Origin of the sequence: Singulisphaera acidiphila DSM 18658 (assembly GCF_000242455.2) — a bacterium.
In the GTDB taxonomy this organism is placed as follows: domain Bacteria; phylum Planctomycetota; class Planctomycetia; order Isosphaerales; family Isosphaeraceae; genus Singulisphaera; species Singulisphaera acidiphila.
The window spans coordinates 5,527,355-5,546,099 of the sequence record NC_019892.1 but is presented as its reverse complement, the minus strand read 5'-3'; the positions used below and the strand labels follow the sequence as shown (position 1 = coordinate 5,546,099).

General features: G+C 64.7%; 14 protein-coding genes. 10 read left to right on the top strand and 4 right to left on the bottom strand.

Annotated features, from left to right (window positions below; genetic code table 11):
- The first annotated feature begins 67 nt into the window (after positions 1 to 67).
- From SINAC_RS21915 to SINAC_RS21905, 3 genes are all read left to right on the top strand, one after another.
- Positions 68 to 1,315 (top strand): glycosyltransferase family 4 protein, encoded by a 1,248-nt coding sequence (locus SINAC_RS21915; protein WP_015247777.1) that lies wholly within the window; start codon positions 68 to 70, stop codon positions 1,313 to 1,315.
- 48 nt (positions 1,316 to 1,363) lie between these two features.
- Positions 1,364 to 2,155 carry a glycosyltransferase family 2 protein gene (locus SINAC_RS21910; RefSeq protein ID WP_237722841.1) on the top strand — a complete coding sequence of 264 codons (792 nt, stop codon included), beginning with the start codon at positions 1,364 to 1,366 and terminating at the stop codon, positions 2,153 to 2,155.
- 237 nt (positions 2,156 to 2,392) lie between these two features.
- Entirely contained in the window at positions 2,393 to 3,622 is a 1,230-nt protein-coding gene (locus tag SINAC_RS21905) for a polysaccharide pyruvyl transferase family protein (RefSeq protein ID WP_015247774.1), read from the top strand.
- Positions 3,623 to 3,688: 66 nt separating this feature from the next.
- Here SINAC_RS21905 and SINAC_RS21900 read toward each other — a convergent pair whose 3' ends face one another.
- Positions 3,689 to 3,997: a hypothetical protein gene (locus SINAC_RS21900; protein ID WP_015247773.1), complete on the bottom strand. Its 309-nt coding sequence runs from the start codon at positions 3,995 to 3,997 to the stop codon at positions 3,689 to 3,691.
- 145 nt (positions 3,998 to 4,142) lie between these two features.
- The gene (locus SINAC_RS21895; RefSeq protein ID WP_015247772.1) at positions 4,143 to 6,686 is read right to left on the bottom strand and encodes a CehA/McbA family metallohydrolase; all 2,544 of its coding nucleotides are present in this window, start codon (positions 6,684 to 6,686) and stop codon (positions 4,143 to 4,145) included.
- Positions 6,687 to 7,211: 525 nt separating this feature from the next.
- Between SINAC_RS21895 and SINAC_RS21890 the strand changes: the two genes are divergently transcribed.
- On the top strand, positions 7,212 to 7,478 hold the full coding sequence (locus SINAC_RS21890; protein ID WP_015247771.1) for a hypothetical protein: 267 nt from the start codon (positions 7,212 to 7,214) through the stop codon (positions 7,476 to 7,478).
- A 368-nt stretch (positions 7,479 to 7,846) separates the two neighbouring features.
- On the opposite strand, the gene SINAC_RS21885 is transcribed toward SINAC_RS21890, so the two are convergent.
- Positions 7,847 to 8,350, bottom strand: a complete 504-nt coding sequence (locus tag SINAC_RS21885; protein ID WP_020467197.1) for a hypothetical protein — start codon at positions 8,348 to 8,350, stop codon at positions 7,847 to 7,849.
- A gap of 194 nt (positions 8,351 to 8,544) precedes the next feature.
- Here SINAC_RS21885 and SINAC_RS21880 point away from each other — a divergent pair, with 194 nt between their 5' ends.
- The 4 genes from SINAC_RS21880 to clpX all read left to right on the top strand — a co-directional run bounded on the left by SINAC_RS21880 (position 8,545) and on the right by clpX (position 11,109).
- A complete protein-coding gene (locus SINAC_RS21880) occupies positions 8,545 to 8,739 on the top strand; it encodes a hypothetical protein (RefSeq protein ID WP_015247769.1) in 195 nt (64 codons plus the stop codon).
- A complete protein-coding gene (locus SINAC_RS21875; RefSeq protein WP_015247768.1) occupies positions 8,733 to 9,026 on the top strand; it encodes a hypothetical protein in 294 nt (97 codons plus the stop codon). The genes SINAC_RS21880 and SINAC_RS21875 overlap by 7 nt, the downstream gene beginning before the upstream one ends.
- Before the next feature lie 97 nt (positions 9,027 to 9,123).
- Positions 9,124 to 9,591 carry a hypothetical protein gene (locus tag SINAC_RS21870; protein ID WP_015247767.1) on the top strand — a complete coding sequence of 156 codons (468 nt, stop codon included), beginning with the start codon at positions 9,124 to 9,126 and terminating at the stop codon, positions 9,589 to 9,591.
- 198 nt (positions 9,592 to 9,789) lie between these two features.
- Positions 9,790 to 11,109 (top strand): ATP-dependent Clp protease ATP-binding subunit ClpX, encoded by a 1,320-nt coding sequence (gene clpX, locus SINAC_RS21865; protein WP_015247766.1) that lies wholly within the window; start codon positions 9,790 to 9,792, stop codon positions 11,107 to 11,109.
- 753 nt (positions 11,110 to 11,862) lie between these two features.
- On the opposite strand, the gene SINAC_RS21855 is transcribed toward clpX, so the two are convergent.
- Positions 11,863 to 12,240, bottom strand: coding sequence for an HU family DNA-binding protein (locus SINAC_RS21855; RefSeq protein ID WP_015247765.1), 378 nt, complete (start codon positions 12,238 to 12,240; stop codon positions 11,863 to 11,865).
- A 403-nt stretch (positions 12,241 to 12,643) separates the two neighbouring features.
- On the opposite strand from SINAC_RS21855, the gene SINAC_RS38150 reads away from it, so the two are divergent.
- Together SINAC_RS38150 and SINAC_RS38145 are read left to right on the top strand one after the other, a co-directional pair.
- Entirely contained in the window at positions 12,644 to 15,583 is a 2,940-nt protein-coding gene (locus SINAC_RS38150) for an RNA polymerase sigma factor (RefSeq protein WP_015247764.1), read from the top strand.
- 182 nt (positions 15,584 to 15,765) lie between these two features.
- Positions 15,766 to 18,690 carry a sigma-70 family RNA polymerase sigma factor gene (locus SINAC_RS38145; RefSeq protein WP_015247763.1) on the top strand — a complete coding sequence of 975 codons (2,925 nt, stop codon included), beginning with the start codon at positions 15,766 to 15,768 and terminating at the stop codon, positions 18,688 to 18,690.
- The last annotated feature ends 55 nt before the right edge of the window (positions 18,691 to 18,745 follow it).

Here is an 18,745-nt window from a genome sequence, read left to right as displayed (position 1 = left end):
GTTGTCTTCGACTTGGTCGTGCGCGTTTGGCTTGATCGGGCGACCTATCTACCGAAGGAGTGCGGCGATGGGCTACTCGCGGATCCTGTTTGCTTCATGTCACGGTTACGTGGATCCTTCGAGCGGCGCCGCGATCTCGACGCGAGAGTTGATGGAACTGTTCGCCGCCCGAGGGATCGACGCCCGCGTGCTCTCGACGGGCGTCCTCGACTACAACAAGGAGAAGCCCCTCAAGGATGTGCTCGACCGGCTGAATGTCCCCTACCGCACGGCCCGGGCTTCGCTTGCCGGAGCTCATCGGGAGACGGAAGGCGGCACGCCTCGTGGCGTTGAGGTATACGACTTGCAGTTGGACGGCGTGCGGGTCACCTTGATGCCGACGGCGTCGAGTCGTTCATTCAAGGCGCCTTCGGCGACGGAGGCGGCTGCCTTTCTCGACCTGGCGGATCAGGTCTTCGAGCGATTCCGGCCCCAGGTCATGCTGACCTACGGCGGGCCGCCGATCGGCCGCGAGCTGATCGTACGGGCCAGGCGACGGGGGATCGCCGTCGTGTTTCATCTGAGGAACTTCCAGTATTCGAGCCGGAGCCTCTTCGAGGAAGTCTCCGGCATCGTCGTGACGACCGAGTATGCCCGCCGGCACTATGCCGAGGTACTCGGCCGCGACTGCAAGGTGATCCCCAACCCACTACGGCCCGACCGGGTCGTGGCTGCTGACCGCCAGCCCCGCTACTTGACGTTCGTCAATCCGTCGCCGAACAAGGGGTTGTTGGTCTTCGCCCGGATCGCCGTCGAGCTCGACCGCCGCCGACCCGACATCCCGCTCCTGGTCGTGGAAGGTCGTGGCACGGCCGACGGGCTCGGCCGGGTCATGATGGACATGAGCGGCCTGCGAAACTTGCATCGGATGGCCAACACGCCCGACCCGCGCGACTTCTACCGGGTCACGCGTGCGGTGCTGATGCCCTCGCTCTGCCGCGAGAGCTTCGGGCGGGTCGCCGCCGAGGCGCTCGCCAATGGAATCCCGGTGCTCGGCAGCGATCGTGGGGCCCTGCCCGAGACGATCGGCGAGGGGGGATTCGTCCTGCCAATCCCGGAGCGGTATACCCCCGCCAGCGTCGAGATCCCGACGGCCGAGGAAGTCGAGCCCTGGATCGCGATCATCGAGCGGCTCTGGGACGACCCCGAATGGGAGGCGGCCCAGGGGGCCCGTGCCCTGGCGTCGGCCGGGCGCTGGGATGAGGGCGAGGTGGCGAATGAGTATCAGGCCTATTTCGAGTCACTCGGCGCCTCGGTAGGATCGTCCGGGGGCTGATCGGTCCTAGCCTCGGCATGCGAGATTACGTCTTCCGCGGGAGTCGAGATGATGGCGGAGCCCCGGATTGCCCTGGTCTGCCCGACGTACGGCCAGTTCGATTATGCGATGCGGACGATCGAAAGCTTCGCCCGCCACACCGAGGATCCGCTGACGATCGTCGTCGACGACGCCAGCCCTGATTGGGGAGATCCCGACTGGCAGGAGTTCCTCGGGGCGGACGCCCTGCCAATCGTGGTGCACAGGTTCCCGGAGAACGGCGGCCTGACCCGGTCCTGGAACTGGGGCATTCATCGGGCGATCATGCAAGGGGCCGACTATGTGATCGCCGGGAATTCGGACATCCTCTTCTGCGAAGGGTGGCAGCACGGCCTGATCCACGCCCTGGAGTCGGGCTATGCCCTGGCCGGACCGCTCTCGAATGCCCCCGGGCGGACCGCGACGGTGAAGGCCCACGTCGCGAACTACGTCCCCGGGTATCGACTCACCGACGATCCAGCCTACCTCGACTCGCTTTCCCGAACGCTCCAGGCCCGGTATCAGGGGCTGGTCGTCGAGGCCAGGGTGAACGGCTTCTTCCAGATGGCACGCGCCGAAGTCTGGCTCGCCGGGCGGTTCGACGAGGCCCACGTCTATCGGCCCCGGAATGACCTCCAGCCCAACGGCATGCCCAATCCCGATCCCTTGATGACGAGCAACGAGGACGAGCTCCAGAATCGGTGGGCTCGCCTGGGCTGGCGATTCGCCGTCTGCCCGTCGTCGTTCATCTTTCACTACCGCGCCGTGAGCCGGGGAACGAATTATCTGCACGGCTCATGGATGCGTAGGACCGACGGATAGCCGGAGTCGTCGGATGATCCGCGGCTCGGTGCGCAACCTGGCGGCCTGCGCCTCGATCCGGCGGAACGTGGGTTTCGAGGCCCTGCACGCAAGCACCGGAAACCGGGATTCAGGTCGGTTTACAAGGCTTGGGGCGTGTGACAGGATGGATCGCATCCGCACTCCTCCTCGTCCGGCAATCAAAAAAAAGGGAGCGAATCGCGCCCCCGTGGACTCATTGATGAGGATGCCACGAGCATGAGTCATCGACTTTCACGTCGTCAGTTCCTTGCCACCCTGAGCGCAGCCACGGTAGTTTCCATCGCTGGCGCGGATGTGGGCAAACCCAGGCGGATCCTGCTTCGCTCTTCTTGGCAGACGATTAACATTGGCGACATCGCCCATACGCCGGGCATGCTCGCCCTGCTCGAGACCCACTTGCCCGAGGCGGAGGTCACGCTCTGGCCGTCGTCGATCGACAACGGCGTCGAGGCGATGCTCCGGGCGCGGTTTCCCAAACTTCGGATTGCCGAGACGACACACGAGAAGCAGGGCGCGCTCGAGGCGTGCGACATCTGTTTGCACGGGTCGGGGCCTGGTTTCGTCGCCGCCGCCGACATCGCCAAGTGGCGGAAAACGGGCAAGCCGTACGTCATTGGCGGTATCACGCTCAACGATGCGGAGCTCAAGGACCGACGCGACCTGCTCGCCGACGCGAAATTCATCTTCTGCCGCGATACCGACTCGCTGCACGCCCTCGAGGCCAGCAAGACCTCGTGCCCACACAGGGAATTCGGGCCGGACGCAACCTTTTTCCTCGACCTCCGCGACGACGAAAAGGCCGACGCATTCCTGCGCGAGCACGCCCTGAAGCCTGGAAAATTCGCCTGCTTCGTCCCGCGACTGCGGTACACGCCCTACTGGAAGATCCGCAAGAGCGTCCCGCCCGAGGAGGTTGCGAAGCGAGAGGCCGTGAACGAAAAGCACGCCGAGCCGGACCACGCCAAGCTCCGGGAGGCGATCACCGGTTGGGTACGGGGCACGGGCAACAAGGCCTTACTCTGCCCGGAGATGACGTATCAGGTCGAGTTGCTCCGCCCCCTGCTCTTCGACCGACTCCCCGAGGATGTGAAGCCGCACGTCGTCGTCCGCCCCGGCTACTGGCTGACGGACGAGGCCGCCTCAACCTATGCACGGGCCGCCGCCATCGTCAGTTGCGAAATGCACTCCCCGATCATCGCCATCGCCAACGGCACCCCGGCCATCCACGTCCGCCAGCCGACGGATACGCGCAAAGGGCAAATGTGGCGTGACGTCGGTTTGGGCGACTGGCTCTTCGAGGTTGAGACCGCCACGGGAGAAGCCATCTCACAGCGGCTGCTGACCCTCGTTCGTGAACCCGAGGAAACCAGGGACAAGATCGCCAAGGCCCGCGCGTTCATCGCGAAACGCGGCCGGGCCATGACAGACGCTGTGGCCGTGGGATGAGGCGGTCCCGGGAAAGGGAAACTCAAGCTCAGGTCGCGGGCGGAAACAAACGGACCACTCAGGGCGTTAGAGGATCGCCGCCTCGATGGTGACGGTGACTTCGTGCGCTCCGATGATGCCCCCGTTCACTCCCGACAGGCTCTTGAACGTCCAGCGGACCTGCCGGTCGTTGCCGCGAGCGGTGGCCATCGCCGCCTGAATCGCAGCGTCGAGCGCTTCCTTGATATCGCCTTTCTTCGATGTCCCCTTGAAGACCTGGCCGTTCCCCGGTTCATCGGCCGCCTGGGAATCTCCTGCGGCCGAGGCGAGCAGAATACCCGAAGCCCCGGCTCCTAACGCGTTCAAGAAGTTGCGTCGATCGTTTCCGGTCGCCATGATCTCTGCTTCCTTTCGCTGCCAAAAGAGCCATAACCCACCGAGGCCGGTCCACGGCAGGCTAGCGGCCACCTTAACGATCCCCTCAAGACCGGGCCAGACCGAACGCGATCGGCCCGCCCGGCCATACGTCGAAGATCGGCGCTCAGCGGCCGCCCTTGACCGGCAGCTCGCCCAGCGGATCACCACTGGGCTTGAAATCGCCGCCGTCGACGTCCACGAAGATCGGGTTCGAGACCGCGACGGGCTTATCCTTGGCATGGTCCGGTCCCATGACCGGGCCGAGCGTTGACCGCTCACCGATGGCGGCCACGACAACATGGGTGTCGCGGTCGAGACGGAGCGGGATTTCCTGTTCGAATTTCAGGACACCGTCCGAGAACCGGCCGGGAGCGGACTCGCGTGTGAAGTTCAACGACTCGGACGGGTGGCCATTGAGGAAGACCTGAACGCGGTCGACGTCAAACCAGTTCGGACACTGGACCCGGACCTTCAGCATCGCCTCACCGCCGGGGGCAGAAAGGTCGTTCCCAGGGATCGCTGCCGCCCCCGCGCCTCCCTCTGCGCGAAGTTCGACTTCGAGGAACGGGCCGCTCGTCATGACAAGGTTTCCACGCTCGGCGGCATGGACGACGTCAAGCGTCCGGATCTCGGCCGGGTCGTCCGTCGGGCTCCGCAAGTAGTTTCGCAGGAAGCCTGACCCGTGAAAGTTGTAATGCGCATCGGTGTTGACCACGCCCGGAATGCGATGCCCCCGGTTCAGGAGTTGGAGCCAGTTGACGACCGTATTGTTGTGGGTTTTCCCGCCGGCCTGGGTCGTCGGCTTGGCGAAGATCGTGTGGAGCGGGTGGACCTCGATGACATCCATCTTCCCGCGCATGGCTGCGAAGCCGGTGTCGAGAGTCCCGTCACCGTTGCGGTCGTGGAACATCCAGCCAAGGTCGGGGTGGTTGACCTGGACGAGCTTGTCACTGCCGCCGTCCCAGAAAGCCAGCCGATCGATCTGGATTTCGGAGTCGCTGTCGGCCGTCGGCCCACCATTGTCCTGGGTGTAGGGCCTGAGGACCAGGGGGAAGGCGTTCTGATGGTTCAAGGGGAGCGGAAGGCCGGTCAGTTCCATCCCGACGCACGTGGCCATGCGCCGCTCGGCACCGAGGCGTTTGAGGTGGGGCTCATAGGTCGAGAGGCGATTATGCTCGGTGCAGGGGGCAAAATCGATCTGCTCACAGAGGAGGTTGAGCACGCGGCCGAACTGGCTGGCCGTATTGTCGCCGGAGGGGCTGGAATGGCTGTGAAAGTCTGCGCTGATCCAACCGTCGGTCTTCACGGAACGGACCAGCTTCGCCTCCAGCAGCGTCTCTTCCCCGCGCTTCGCGTCAACCTTGGCGAAGACGGCGTCGTACTCGGGTCCATAACTGACGATAACATCATACGAACCGGGCTCCAGGTCTCGGCGGAAGCGGCCGTCGTGGCTGTAGTACACGTTCTTGACCGCATGCTCGCCGCTGTCCGGACCGAAGTCAGGACTCTTCGTGCCGTCGCGCCCGAGGAACTGAACCTTGCAAGGGGTGTCCTTGCCCTCGCCGTCGGTGATCCGGGCGACGACCGTCGCGGCCACAGGGACCTCGACCGCGAGCGTCTCCGGGGAATCCGGGGCGAGCGCGACCGTTTTTGAGCCATGCCCCACGGCTGAGACCGTCAATTCGCCAGCCGCTTCGTTCGCAGACATCTGCACCTGTCCTGCATCGTTAGTGCGGCCCCAGGCGTACGGCTTGCCGCTCAACGCGAGCACGACATCGGCCTCGGAGACGGGGCGACCGGCTTCGTCTTTCACCGTGAGGCGAACGGGGCGATCTTTCTTCCCGGCCAGTTGATCGGCGACCCGGCGGACATCGAAGAGGTTCGCGCCGGGGATGACCCGGCGGGCGAAGCGATAGGTGGCGCCTGGGGCAATTCGGACGGAGGTCTTGCCGTCGTGATCGCGGTAGCGGAGGAGCAGGCGCCTGGCATTGGCAGCCAGGATTTCAAGGCCCTCGGCGGCCACCCCGTAGGCCTGGCCAAAATGCTTGTCGTACGCCCAGAACAAGGGGGTCGAGACCTCGGGGCTGGACTCGAAGGAGTGATCGGCGCGGATCGCGTCGAGCAGGTCGGCATCAATCGGCGTGGTCCCCCGGTTCGCGAAGGTGGTGGTCACCAACACCGAGGGCCAGCCGTCCTCGAGCGTGTAGGAAACCTCGACGTCGGGCTCCTTTTCCCGCGGCGCCGCGACGAGTTTGAGTGTGACGCGGCGGGCCTGAACGAAGACTCGGTCGAGTTCGCCTACCTCGTACATTTTCGGGGCTTCCACCTCGATCCCGGCGAACTTGAACTCGCGAAGCTGCGCCCCGGGATAGAAGGCCGAGAGCTGGTCGCTCTGGCGATCCCGCCGCGTCAGGTCGATGAGAGCGCCGCCGACTTCGCGGACGCCCATATTCGCGTTCCGGCCCCGCTTGGGGTGCGCGACCACCGCAATGAGTTGGTCGTTGGCCAGGGCGAAGTCGCCGTAAATGCCATCGACCTCCTTGCCCTGGGGGAGAAACCGGTCAACGGTCTGCGGCGAAAGGGCGACCAGGTCTGCCCCCCGCGCCGGCAGCGCGAGGCTCACCAGCAAAAGAGGCGCAAGGAGTCTTTGATACATCACGGCTGTCATCCCCAGTTCCTCCCAAGAAGATCGTCCGTCAGCGCCTGCCCCCGATCTCGGCCCGGAAACAGGCCGGGGATCGAGTTCGCAATGCGTCCCTCTGACGGTCGTTTCTTACCCGAACTCCGCGGTCTGAGAACAGTAAATTCTTCGTGAAGCTTCGCGACAGCAAGGTCGCAGCCCCCTTGATCGGGCGTTCGAACCGAAGGTGTGAGCGACCGTCCCGAATTCTCAAACAGCTCAATTGACAAGTCGCACGAAATCCTTCATAGTAAGTGTACGCAATATCACTATTTTTCGTTAGTTAAGCTGACTCAAGAGATACCAAAAAGGAGCGTATCGTGGCTCGGGCAAAGCTCGCAACAGGGAGCGTGACCCGGAACACAAGTTCGCATGAATCCGGGTTCAGGATCAGGGAGGATCTGATTTTGAGGGCCAGGGACGCCTCTGAGTGGTCAAGAGGAACGCTCGAGCGAGCGGAGAACGATTTGCGAGAGTTGATTCTGTCCCTTTCCGTAGGCGTCGGAGCCCATCATGATCGTCGCGCTCAACCCTCCCCCTCCTCCACCGTCGCCATCCCCGGCCCCGGCTCCGCTCGACAAGGTTCGAGTGCGGTGCCGGATCCCGCTCTGGTTCCGGGTCGAGGTGGTGAAGCGGAATCGGTTGACCGACGAGATCGTCGTCATCGAGCTCATCTGGGGGACGCGCAGCCGCTGGGTCCAATGGGCGGCCGAGCATGAGACCAAGCGGCTGGACGCCTTCGCGATCGGCCCCTTTGTCATGGCGGTGGGGTTGGAGTAAGTCCGCCCTTTTTGGTGCTCCAAAAAAAAAGGAGAATTTAACCACGAATGACACAAATGACACGAATGAAGAAAAAGTTGAAAATCAATCATTGAATTTCTTTGTTTTTATTCGTGTCATTTGTGTCATTCGTGGTTAAAAATTTCGTAAGCGCTCGGCAGTTGGTGCGTGCATCGGAATTCGACGGAGGTCGCTCAGGGCCGCCAGGACACCCGAACTACCAGTTCAGGCCGTAAACTTCCTTTTCAGGCAGCGTTCCTTACCCAGATTCGCGCACCAGCTGCCGAGCGCCAGGAAAAAAAGAGTCGGAAACGCCTGGGGAGACACGCCGTTGCCTGGCCCACAACCCGACAAACCAAACCACACGGTCAAGGGGACGACTTCCCTTTGCGTCCCGCTTTCCTCTTCGCCGGTTCCGATTCCCCCGGCTCTTCCTTCGGCTTGCTCCGCGCTTCCTCGCGTGCCTGGCGATTCTTCCGGGTGATCTTGGCATTGTCGCCATCGGTCCGTTGGCGAATGCTGCCGGTCACCCACTGCGGGTCCCCAGTCGACCCCACCGAGGCTGTTCCCTGCACCGGCGGATTGGGTTCGGCCGGCGGCTCGGGGGGCTCAGACGTCGCCTGGGCGGCCAACACCTCGTCCCAGATCCCCTCGAAGTGCCTGATATGCGGATCAAGCTCCCGCGCCAGGTCATCCGGGTCCCGGTCCGCCGCCCAAAGCAGGAGCGCGTTGATGATCGCGTCGTTGGACGTGTAGCCCGGCTTGGACGCAAGCGTGTCCGTGGCGCGCAGCGCTCCGGTCAGGCGATTATAAAACCCCCGCAACTTCGGCGTCGTCCGAAAGTAAATCTTCAGACCGTTGTCTTTTGCCATTGCCCCAATTGTCGCAATTCCACCCGAAGAGGTCCAGTAGCCGCTGTGCCCATGCAATAATTCCAACAATTCCTTCAATAAAACCCTTGACACCTCCCCGCTCGAACCTAGGATGTCTCCGGAAGACAATTGCAACAATTCCTTCATTAATGAGCGAGCCAGGCTTTAAGAAAAAACCAAAGAAGGAGCCGTTCATGCCGAGCAAGCCGAAGTGGGGGTCGCTGGTCGTCGGCCCCCGTTGCGACCGTTGCGGCGACGTGATCGGGGGGGTCGCCATCCCGGCCGGTCTGAAAGACCGTTGTGTGTCGTGCTTCATGCGGCCCCTGGTCCTGATCCGGATCATGGAGCGGTTGAAGCGGCAGGAGAGCAAGGAGAAGGCGTCATGCTAAGTCTGGAAGCGCTGATCCTCTACGACATGCTCGCCGCCCATCAGAGCACGCTCATGCAGGTGCGGGCGCTCGCTCCGGATCGGGACTCCGCCCGCGCCCTGGCGGCCCGGCACGGTCATCTGGTCGCCCATCGCGACCTCTTCAGGGGGCTCCACGAGTTCGCGCCCGGGAAGCGGCTCGCCTTGAGCGACGGGCGCAGGGTCGCGGCCGACTCGGAAGGGGGACTCCACTGGAGGTTGGGGAACCGGCGGCCGTTCACCACCTGGGAGGCGTTCTCGTCGTCATGAATCCGGCTCCCGAACGAGGAGCATCCAAAGGCCAAACAAAACATCTCGCACCTGCAATCGATCGTTGAAGCCATCAGCCTTTCGGAGGGACTCTCTCATGTCGACCGCAATCAAACCGATCATGACCGTGGCCGCGCCGACCGCTCCCTGCGCCTGCTGCGGAACGACCGAAGGATCGAGACGGAGCGACAGCGGGCAGTACGTCCGCTATCGAGGCGAGCGGTTCGGATGGGCCGGCATGCTCTGCGCCACCTGTCGCGCCCGAGAAACTCGGCATCAAAAGGCGAGATCCCTGGGATTCAAGCCGGGCAAGGTGGGACGGCGACCGGTGTTGACCGTCCCGCCTGGCAAAGCGCCCAGCTCGTCCTGTCGGACCAGGACGCTCTCGCCCGAGCAGGTCGCCGCGAATTTGCGGTCGCTCCGTGAGGAAGGAGAACGCAGCGGCCGCCGTCCCCGGGCGGGCACCTCGCTGTCGGAGCTTCACCAGCAGCGCTGGGCGGACCTGGCGGCGTCGGATCGACGGCTCGTCGTCGAGACGAGGCGCCAGGCGATGGGCCGGGTCTGAGATCCCAAAGAAGCGGCCAAACGGAGGCTGCGGGGCATCTCCTGGGGGAACGGCCGGAAGCCTTCCGGCCTTTTCCTTAAGAGGATGTCTGGGATTTCCAGGCGCGCCGGTTTATCCTTGGTAAGCAGACAGCTAGGAATTCCTCTGCGACGGGCGGGGACTTCACGACCGGCCTCGCGGCTTCGCTGGAAGGGAACCATGACGCAAGAGAATGGCGGCCACGACCAAGGACAGGGAATCGGACGAGGACAGGGACAAGAAGGGGCTCCGCCAACTTTTTGCGACTTCTGCGGCCGGGCGACAACCGAAGTCGGTCCCATGGTCGAGGGGAATGCCCTGGTCTCGACCGGGGTTCGGAGCATGCCGTCGCACGTCTGCGGTCAATGCGTCACGGCCTGCGACTCGATCTTCTCCAAGCACGAGCAGAAGCACGCCCTTGACGGCGAGCTCCCCACCCCTCGCGAACTCGTGGCTCACCTCGATACCTATATCATCGGCCAGGATCAGGTCAAGAAGACTCTGGCAGTCGCCGTCGTCAACCACTACAAGCGGCTCCTGGCCTCAACCCGGCAGATCGACGACCCCGCGTTGAAGGATGTGGAAGTCGCCAAGAGCAACGTCCTGCTGATCGGCCCGACCGGCTGCGGCAAAACGGCTTTGGCGCAAACCCTGGCCCGCCGCCTCAAGGTCCCGTTCGCCATCGGCGACGCCACCACGCTGACCGAAGCCGGGTACGTCGGCGAGGATGTCGAGAACCTCATCCTCAAGCTCGTCCGCGAGGCCGAGTTCGACGTCCCGCTGGCCGAGCGCGGAATCATCTACATCGACGAAATCGACAAGATCGGCAAGACCTCACAGAACGTCTCGATCACCCGCGACGTCTCCGGCGAAGGGGTCCAGCAAGCGCTCTTGAAACTGCTTGAGGGGACGATCGCCAACGTTCCGCCTCAGGGCGGGCGCAAGCACCCCGAGCAGCAGTACCTGCAAGTGGACACCTCGAACATCCTCTTCATCTGCGGCGGAACGTTCGGGGGCCTGGAAGAGATCATCGGCAAGCGGCTCGGGCGAAAGATGATCGGCTTCGGCCACGCCGCCAGCCAGGATGCGGAATTCGAGCGCAACGAGTTGATGGTCCAGGTGACCCCCGAAGACCTCGAACGGTTCGGCATGATCCCCGAGCTGGTGGGCCGTCTGCCCGTCATCAGCAGCCTGAACCAGCTCTCGGTCGATGACCTCGCCCGGATCCTGACCGAGCCGAAGGATGCGATCCTCAAGCAGTATCAGGTGCTCTTCCACCACGACAAAGCCAAGCTCGAGTTCACCGACGAGGCCGTGCGGGAGATCGCCCGTCAGGCCAAGGCGCGGGGGACGGGAGCACGTGCCTTGCGATCCATCCTCGAACGCATGATGCTCGACATCATGTTCGAGCTGCCCGAGCACCCCGAAGGGCACACCTACATCATCAACGAGCGGGTCGTTCGTGGAGAAGAGAGCCCGTTCACCCACGCGGCCGCCTGAACCCGGCTCTATCCCCAAAGCGGCTTCCAAGAAACCATGAAGCGGATCAGTTCGGGGCGCCTTTGTGCGACCCGAGCCATCCGCTTCATGGTTTCTCGCTTTTCGAAAACAAGGGCGTCCCGTCGTCAGTCGACAGCGACCGTCTCAACGACCGCAACGGCAACCGGTTCGGAGGCGTCTGGCTTCTTGGCTCGCGGCCTCGGCGGGTCGGCCTGAAGCATCGCACATTGCGGATGGATGCCCGCGAGCGAGTAGACGGATTGGTGGCAAATCGGGCAGCGTTTGCGAGGAGGATTTGCGGTGATCGGAGTATGATAGTGTTTTGGGTTCATTTGTTGCGCCAGGCCTGGATTTTTCAATGGTCGTAAAGTCGTGCGCCACAAGACCCAATGATAGCCAAATTCGTTCGAAAAATCGATAACCAAGAAAAAAGATGTGTCCCATAAGATCGATTTGACGCCGGAACTCAACGCCACGGGAGACGCCTGATTCGCTGAAAATCCGGGGCTCGACGCCCGGTAAAGCAGCCCGGGGCCGGGCTGAAAATGCAGGAAAGCGGCCCCCGACGGGCCATACTTCCCCTTGCCGGATGGGCACGGATCAGCCGTCTCTGATAACTTCTTGCGTCGGACAGGCTGTGCCCGCCCGACGCGACGGCATAGAACCTCTTCACGGCCCAAGGGTAGGAAACCCTGGCGTGGATGAGAGTCAGGCGGGAGGGGCGAAGTTCCGGGAAGCGGCGAGGTGAATGCTTCAGGCGAGCCGGGGGAACGATTTCGTGTCCGCGTCCTCCCCGTCCCTCTCTTCCGCCGGGGAATCGGGCTCTGCCTCAGGTTCCGGCAGGGTTTTCAGGTCGATCTTGCGGACCTGCTCCTCCATCTCCTTCCCCGGCTTGAATGTCACGACATTCTTGGCGGGGATATCGACCTTCTCACCGGTCCTCGGGTTGCGTGCTTTTCGAGGCGCGTGCCGCTTGATCTCGAAGACCCCGAAGTTCCGCAACTCGATTCGCCCCTCGGCAACCAGCGTGCGCGTGATCTCGTCGAGGGTGCGCTGGACGATGTCCTTGGTCTGGAGTTGGGTCAGCCCCATTTCCTCGGAAATCATTCTGACGATTTCTTTCTTCGTCACGTTGGGGATTCCCTATGGGGCCCGGATCTGAAGATTGGCTTGGCTCAAGAGTAATGGTGCCTTGGAGTAATGTCAAGAAACCTAATAACCGCCAGATCCAATTCATCAAGTCAGAACATCTTGGCTTGGCATTGAGGCAGCGCAGGTCTCGCGTGCGAGACTCCCGATGAAGTGAGAGGGAGTCTCTCGTCATTTCCCGGCAAAAAGGTTGCGAGCGGAGTGGTCGACCCCAGGCATTCGTCCACCGAGCGGAGATTCTGACGGATTTCCCGGAACAACCTGGGATAACATAAACGCCAGCCAGGCAGTACAGGCTCGAGGGGATGAGAGGACGCCGGGCGCATCGGGCTCCCGGACTGTCCCAGGCATCGACTCTGACCTGTGCACCCGAGGGTTCCGCGGCATGGCTCACGCGGCATCGCCATCGCTGGTCCGACAGCTCGGCACGCTTTTCGACGGAGGCTCGGCCGCCGGGCTCTCCGACCGCCAACTGCTCGAGCGGTTCGTCACCCGGCGCGACGACAGCGGCGAGGCCGCCTTCGCCGCGCTCGTCGCCCGGCACGGGCCGATGGTGCTGGGCGTCTGCCGCCAGCTCCTCGGCGATCGCCATCACGCCGAGGACGCCTTTCAGGCGGTCTTCCTGGTCCTGGCCCGGAAGGCCCGATCGCTTCGCGAGCCCGAGTTGCTGGGCAACTGGCTCTACGGCGTGGCGGTCCGCACCGCCCGAAAGGCCCGCGACCGGCTCGCCCGCCGCCGCAAAACCGAAGCGGACGGGGCTGCCCGTACCGCAACGGCGGAGCCGACCGACGCATCGGCCGACCGGTCCTTGCTCGAGCGTGAACAGGCCGAGGCACTCCATCGCGAGATCGACCGCTTACCGGACGTCTTCCGCTCGGCGATCGTGCTCTGCTACTTCGAGCGCCTTGCGCTGGACGAGGCCGCGCATCGGTTGCGATGGCCGGTCGGCACGCTCCGGAGCCGGCTGGCCCGCGCCAGGGAGAAGCTCCGTCGCGGCCTCTCGCGCCACGGCGTCGCGCTCTCAGGGCCCGCGCTGACCGCAGCGCTGGCCCCCCGGTCCGCCTCGGCGTCCGTCTCACCCCTCCTGTGCACCACCACGACCCAGGCCGCGACCGCCTTTGCGTTCGCGGCCCGTCACGCCGCGAGCGGAGCCTGCTCCGCCTCGGCGACGACCCTGGCCCAGGAGGTCCTTCGTACCATGCTGCTCCACACGCTCAGGCTCACCGCACTCTCCCTGCTGCTCGTGGCGGCCGTCGCCACCGGCGCCGGCTTGCTGCTCACCCACGGCCTGGCCGTGGGCGAGGAACCCGTGAAACCGACGGCAAGCCCGGCGGCGAGCGACGCACCACGAGTTGTCGATCGACCTCACCCGGTCGAGAAGGCCGAGGCCCCGGCTCCAGGCCGGATGACCGTGACCGGCCATGTGTTGGACTTGCAAGGCAAGCCAACGGCGAACGCACAGGTCGATATCATCGGCGCGCCTCGTGCGCCGGAGTCGGGAATCGACGTGGAGAAGAACGCCTACACCCTGCTCGGCCAGGGGACAACCGACGGCGAGGGCCGCTTCCACATCGAAGTGCCGCGCACCGCGTCGGCTCGTTTCCAGGACGTCTACGCCCTGGCCGGTGCCCGCGTGCCTGGCACCGGCTTCGGCAGCGTGAAGCTCGATCCAGACGCTGAGCACCCTGCGGCGGAGATCCGCCTCCGACCCGAGCAGGTCATTCGCGGCCGACTGGTCGACGTCAACGGCCAGCCGGCCGCCGGGGTCGAGGTCCGGCTCAGCGGAGTCTACAACGCGTCTCCCAATGCCGCTGGCGATCATTTTGAGATCCCCGGCCCCGGCCAAGGCTACACATGGTCCGATCTCTTCGTGGCCCTTCGCGCCATCCCGTCGGCCGTCAAAACCGACGCCGAGGGCCGGTTCCATTTCGACGGCATCGGCCGCGGACTCTCCGTCTCCCTGGCTGTCCGCGACCCCCGCTTTGCCCAGCAGCGATTCGACCTCGAGGCCAGCGGCCGAGACGCCGCGAAAGAGGTCTCCCTCGCCCTTCATCCGGCGAAGCTCATCGAGGGCCGCGTCCTGGCCGCCGATACCGGCCGACCCATTCCCAACGCCGTGATCTCCGTCCGGGCGAGCTTCGACATGTTCGGCGCAATGGTCACGACCAAGTTCCGCGCGAACGACCGGGGAGAGTTCAAGATCACCCCCTACGCAGGTGACTACTTCCGCATGCGTGCCTTCCCCCCCGAAGGCCAGCCCTACCTGGGCCGGGAGGCCGAATTCGCGTGGACCAAGGGGGCAGTCAAGAAAACAATCGACCTCACACTGCCCCGCGGTGCCTTGATCCGAGGCAAGGTGGCCGAAGCAGGGACCGGCCGGCCGGTGGCCCAAGCCAGCGTGCAGTTTTTCCCAAGGGATCGATCCGGGGACGTCGTCCAAGGGTTCGAGGCTATCGTGGCCAGTCAGGAAAACGGCTCATTCCACGTCGCCGTCCCGCCCGGCAAGGGGCACCTGATGATCCTGGGGCCGACTCTCGACTACCTCCCCGAGGAGGTCGGCGGCGGAACCCTCTATGCGAGCGGCCAGCGCGGGGGCAAGCGCTTCTACGCCCACAACGTCATCGCTTACGACGTCAAAGCGGGCGACAAGCCGACTGAGCTCGCCGCCACGCTCCGGCCGGGCAAGACGCTCCGGGGCCGCCTGCTTGGCCCGGAGGGGGAGGCGATCGAAGACGCAATCACCATTGCCCGGCAACCGATCGATCCCCTCAACCTCACCTGGCAGGGCCATCGATTCGTTCACGCCCGAGGCGGCCGTTTTGAACTCCACGGTCTCTCCCCCGAAGCAGCCAATCCGGTCTACTTCTTCGACGCCCAACACAACTGGGGCGCGACGGCCGAGCTCTCGGGCAAGCAGGCGGGCGAGGACCTGACGGTGCGCCTCCAGCCCTGCGGCCAGGCCAAGGCCCGGTTCGTCGGGCCCGACGGCAAGCCCCTCGCGAAGCTCAGTGCATGGCCCTACGTTCAGCTCCTGATGACTCCCGGCTCGACTCAATCGCTATCCGTCGACAGGGGCGAGCACTTGGAGGCCGACGCGACGTTCCTCTCCAACGTCGCCCCCAAGCACTACGGCAACGACTTCGCCACCGACGCCGAAGGCCGTATCACCCTGCCTGCCCTGATCCCAGGCGCGTCGTACCGGATCAGCGACTGGTCCACCAGGAACGACACCACGAAAGGGGTCCAGCTCCGCAAGGACTTCACCGTCAAACCGGGCGAGACCCTCGACCTCGGCGATATCCGGATCGAGCACCCGGAGGATTGAGCGGCTCCCCAATCGGCTCGGCGCAAAACCTTGGCTGGAGCGGAGCTTACGTCATTCTCGAAGCGAACTCGGGATAACTTGGCCGGCGGCGCCACAGTACCTTGTGTGGGGATGAAAGGGACGTCGGGTGCGGGCGCACCGGCCTGAACGACTTCGGGAACCAAAAAGGAGAGCGATCGGCCATGGCGCATACGGCAACGAGGTCCGTGGTCCGACAGCTCGAGTCCCTCTTCGAGGGGGGCTCCGTGGCCGGGCTCTCCGACCGCCAGCTCCTCGAGCGGTATCTCGCCGGCGGGTGCAACCCGGCCGGCGAGGCCGCCTTCGCCGCGCTGGTCGGTCGGCACGGTCCGATGGTGCTGGGCGTCTGCCGCCAGTTCCTGGGCGACGCGCAGCATGCCGAGGACGCTTTTCAGGCCGTCTTCCTCGTTCTGGCCCAGAAGGCAAGGACGATCCGCGACCCCGACTTACTGGGCAACTGGCTGTATGGGACCGCGATCCGGACGGCGCGATGCGCCAAGCAACAGATTGGCCGCCGACGCAAGCGGGAGGAGGGCAACGCCATGAAAGGTCCCGGTCCGGGCGCGTGCCACCTGGCCGAGCCGACCGCTCCGCCGGCCGACCAGCCGGCCATCGACCGTGAGCAGGCCGAGGCAATCCACGGCGAGATCGACCGCCTGCCCCGGTCCTTCCGGCTACCGGTGGTGCTCTGCTACTTCGAGGGCCTCACCCTCGACGAAGCCGCCAGGCGGCTCCGCTGCCCGGCGGGCACTCTCCGGAGCCGGCTGGCCCGAGCGCGTGACAAGCTCGGGCGCGGCCTATCACGACGTGGCGTGTCCTTGCCCGCCGCCGCCTTGGGTGCATTCCTGGCCCCTCGGTCCGCCTCGGCGTCCGTTTCACCCCTCCTGTGCGACACCACAACCCAGGCCGCGACCGCCTTCGCGGCCCGGCACGCCGCAAGCGGGATCCTCTCCGCCTCGGCAACGACTCTGGCCCAGGAGGTCCTCAGAACCATGCTCTTACACAAGCTCAGGCTCACCGCACTCTCTCTGCTGCTCCTGACGGCCGTCGCCACCGGCGCCGGCTTGCTCACCCACTCGCTGGCGATGAAGGAGGAGATCACGCAGAACCCAGCGGCACCGGAAGCGAAGAGAGCGCCTGACGACGCTGACCGGCCTCGCCCGGCGGCGAAACCCGATGACGCGACACCGGCCCGAATGACCGTCACCGGCCGAGTGCTCGACCCCGACGGCAAGCCAGTCGACGGCGCGGTCGTGGACCTGGTAGCGCGGCCCCGCACGCCCCCGGTCGGCGCGAGCGAAGAAGCGGTTCAGTTCACTCTGCTGGGCCAAGGCCAATCGGGCGCTGACGGCGGATATCGTCTCGATGCCCCCCGCACCGCGTCGGCCCGCGTCTTGGAGGTGATCGCCCTGGCCACTGTACCCGGGTACGGCCTGGGTTGGGCCGAGCTGAACCCCGACGCCAAGCAGCCTGAGGCCGACCTCAAGCTCCAGACCGAACAGCCCGTGCGCGTCCGGCTCGTCGACGTGTCCGGAGCGCCTGCCGGCGGTGTCAAAGTCCTCATCTTGGGCGTCGGGCGGATGAACGACCAAGGCAATTACAAGGGGATCGCTCTCTGGGCCAGCCCCCCGAAGGGCCTTCGCAGCTGGCCCCGACCAGTCACAACTGACAACGATGGGCGGTTCACCCTGCACGGCATCGGCGGTGGTGTCAGCCTCAACATCGGCGTCCGCGATCCCCGCTTTGCCCAACAAGACTTGCGGATTTCTCTCGACGGCGAGGCGGCCGGCAAGGAGACCACTCTTGCGCTGGAACCGGCGAGAATCATTGAGGGCCACGTCCTTGCCGCCGACACCGGCCGACCCATTCCCAACGCCGTCGTCTCGGCCACGGCCCCGGTTATGAACGAGCGTGCCCGAGGCTACTTCACCGCCAAGTTCCGCGCTGACGCCGAGGGGCGATTTACGATGAACCCGATCGCCAGCGAGAGTTATACCCTCGGCGCCTTCCCTACCGACGGCGAGCCCTACTTAATCCAGCAGGACAAAATCAACTGGACCAAAGGGACAATCAAGACGACCCACGACATCAAAGTCCATCGCGGCGTTCTGATTCGCGGCAAGGTCACCGAAGCGGGGACCACTCACCCGCTGCCTGCGTCGAGCATTCAGTTCATCCCGACCAAGCGCGATGACAACATGCTCTCGGGCTGGCAGGCGATCGTGGCCAGCACGGACGACGGCTCGTTCCAGATCGTGGTGCCACCCGGCAAGGGACACCTCCTCGTCTTCGGCCCAACCAGCGACTACGTCCTGGACGAGATCGGGGCCAACCGGCTCTACAACGATCGGCCTGGCGGCACACGCTACCATGCCCACGCCATCATCCCCTACGAGGCCAAGGCCGAAGACTCGCCCCACGAGGTCGCCGCAGAGCTGCGGCCCGGCGTGACAATCAAGGGGCATGTCGAAGGCCCCGACGGGCAACCGGTCACCGACGGCCTCATCCTCTCGACGCTCAAAATCGAGGCCGCCAGCCCCTACTGGCGTGGCGATTCCCAGATTCCCATCCGTGAAGGCCGCTTCGAGCTGCACGGCCTGGCCCCCAAGGCATCCACGCGCATTCACCTCCTCAATGCCGAGCACGAGTGGGGCGCCTCGGTCGACATCGCCGGGAATCAGAGCGGCCGGGACCTGGCGATCCGCTTGCAGCCTTGTGGCAAAGCCAAGGCGCGGTTCGTCGGGCCCGACGGTAAGCCCCTCGCCAACCAACAGCCCCACTTCGAATTCGTCGCCACCCCCGGCCCGAGTCAATACAGCCAGAATCAGCAAGACCAAAGCGAGTTGAGGAGCGACGTCGAGCTCGTGGCAAACGTCGATCGCAAGCACTACTGGAACTCTCCAAGGACCGACGACCAGGGCCGGATCACCCTGATCTCCCTGATCCCCGATGCACTCTACCGGATCCTCGACTTCTCGACGGTCAACGACCCGGACAAGGGGGCGCAGATCCGCAAGGAGTTCACCGTCAAACCGGGCGAGACCCTCGACCTCGGCGATATCCGGATCGAGCACCCGGACGCGCAATGAATCAAGCCATCAGTCATCGCATTGGCTTCCGGCCCATGCCGGCAAATCATCCCAC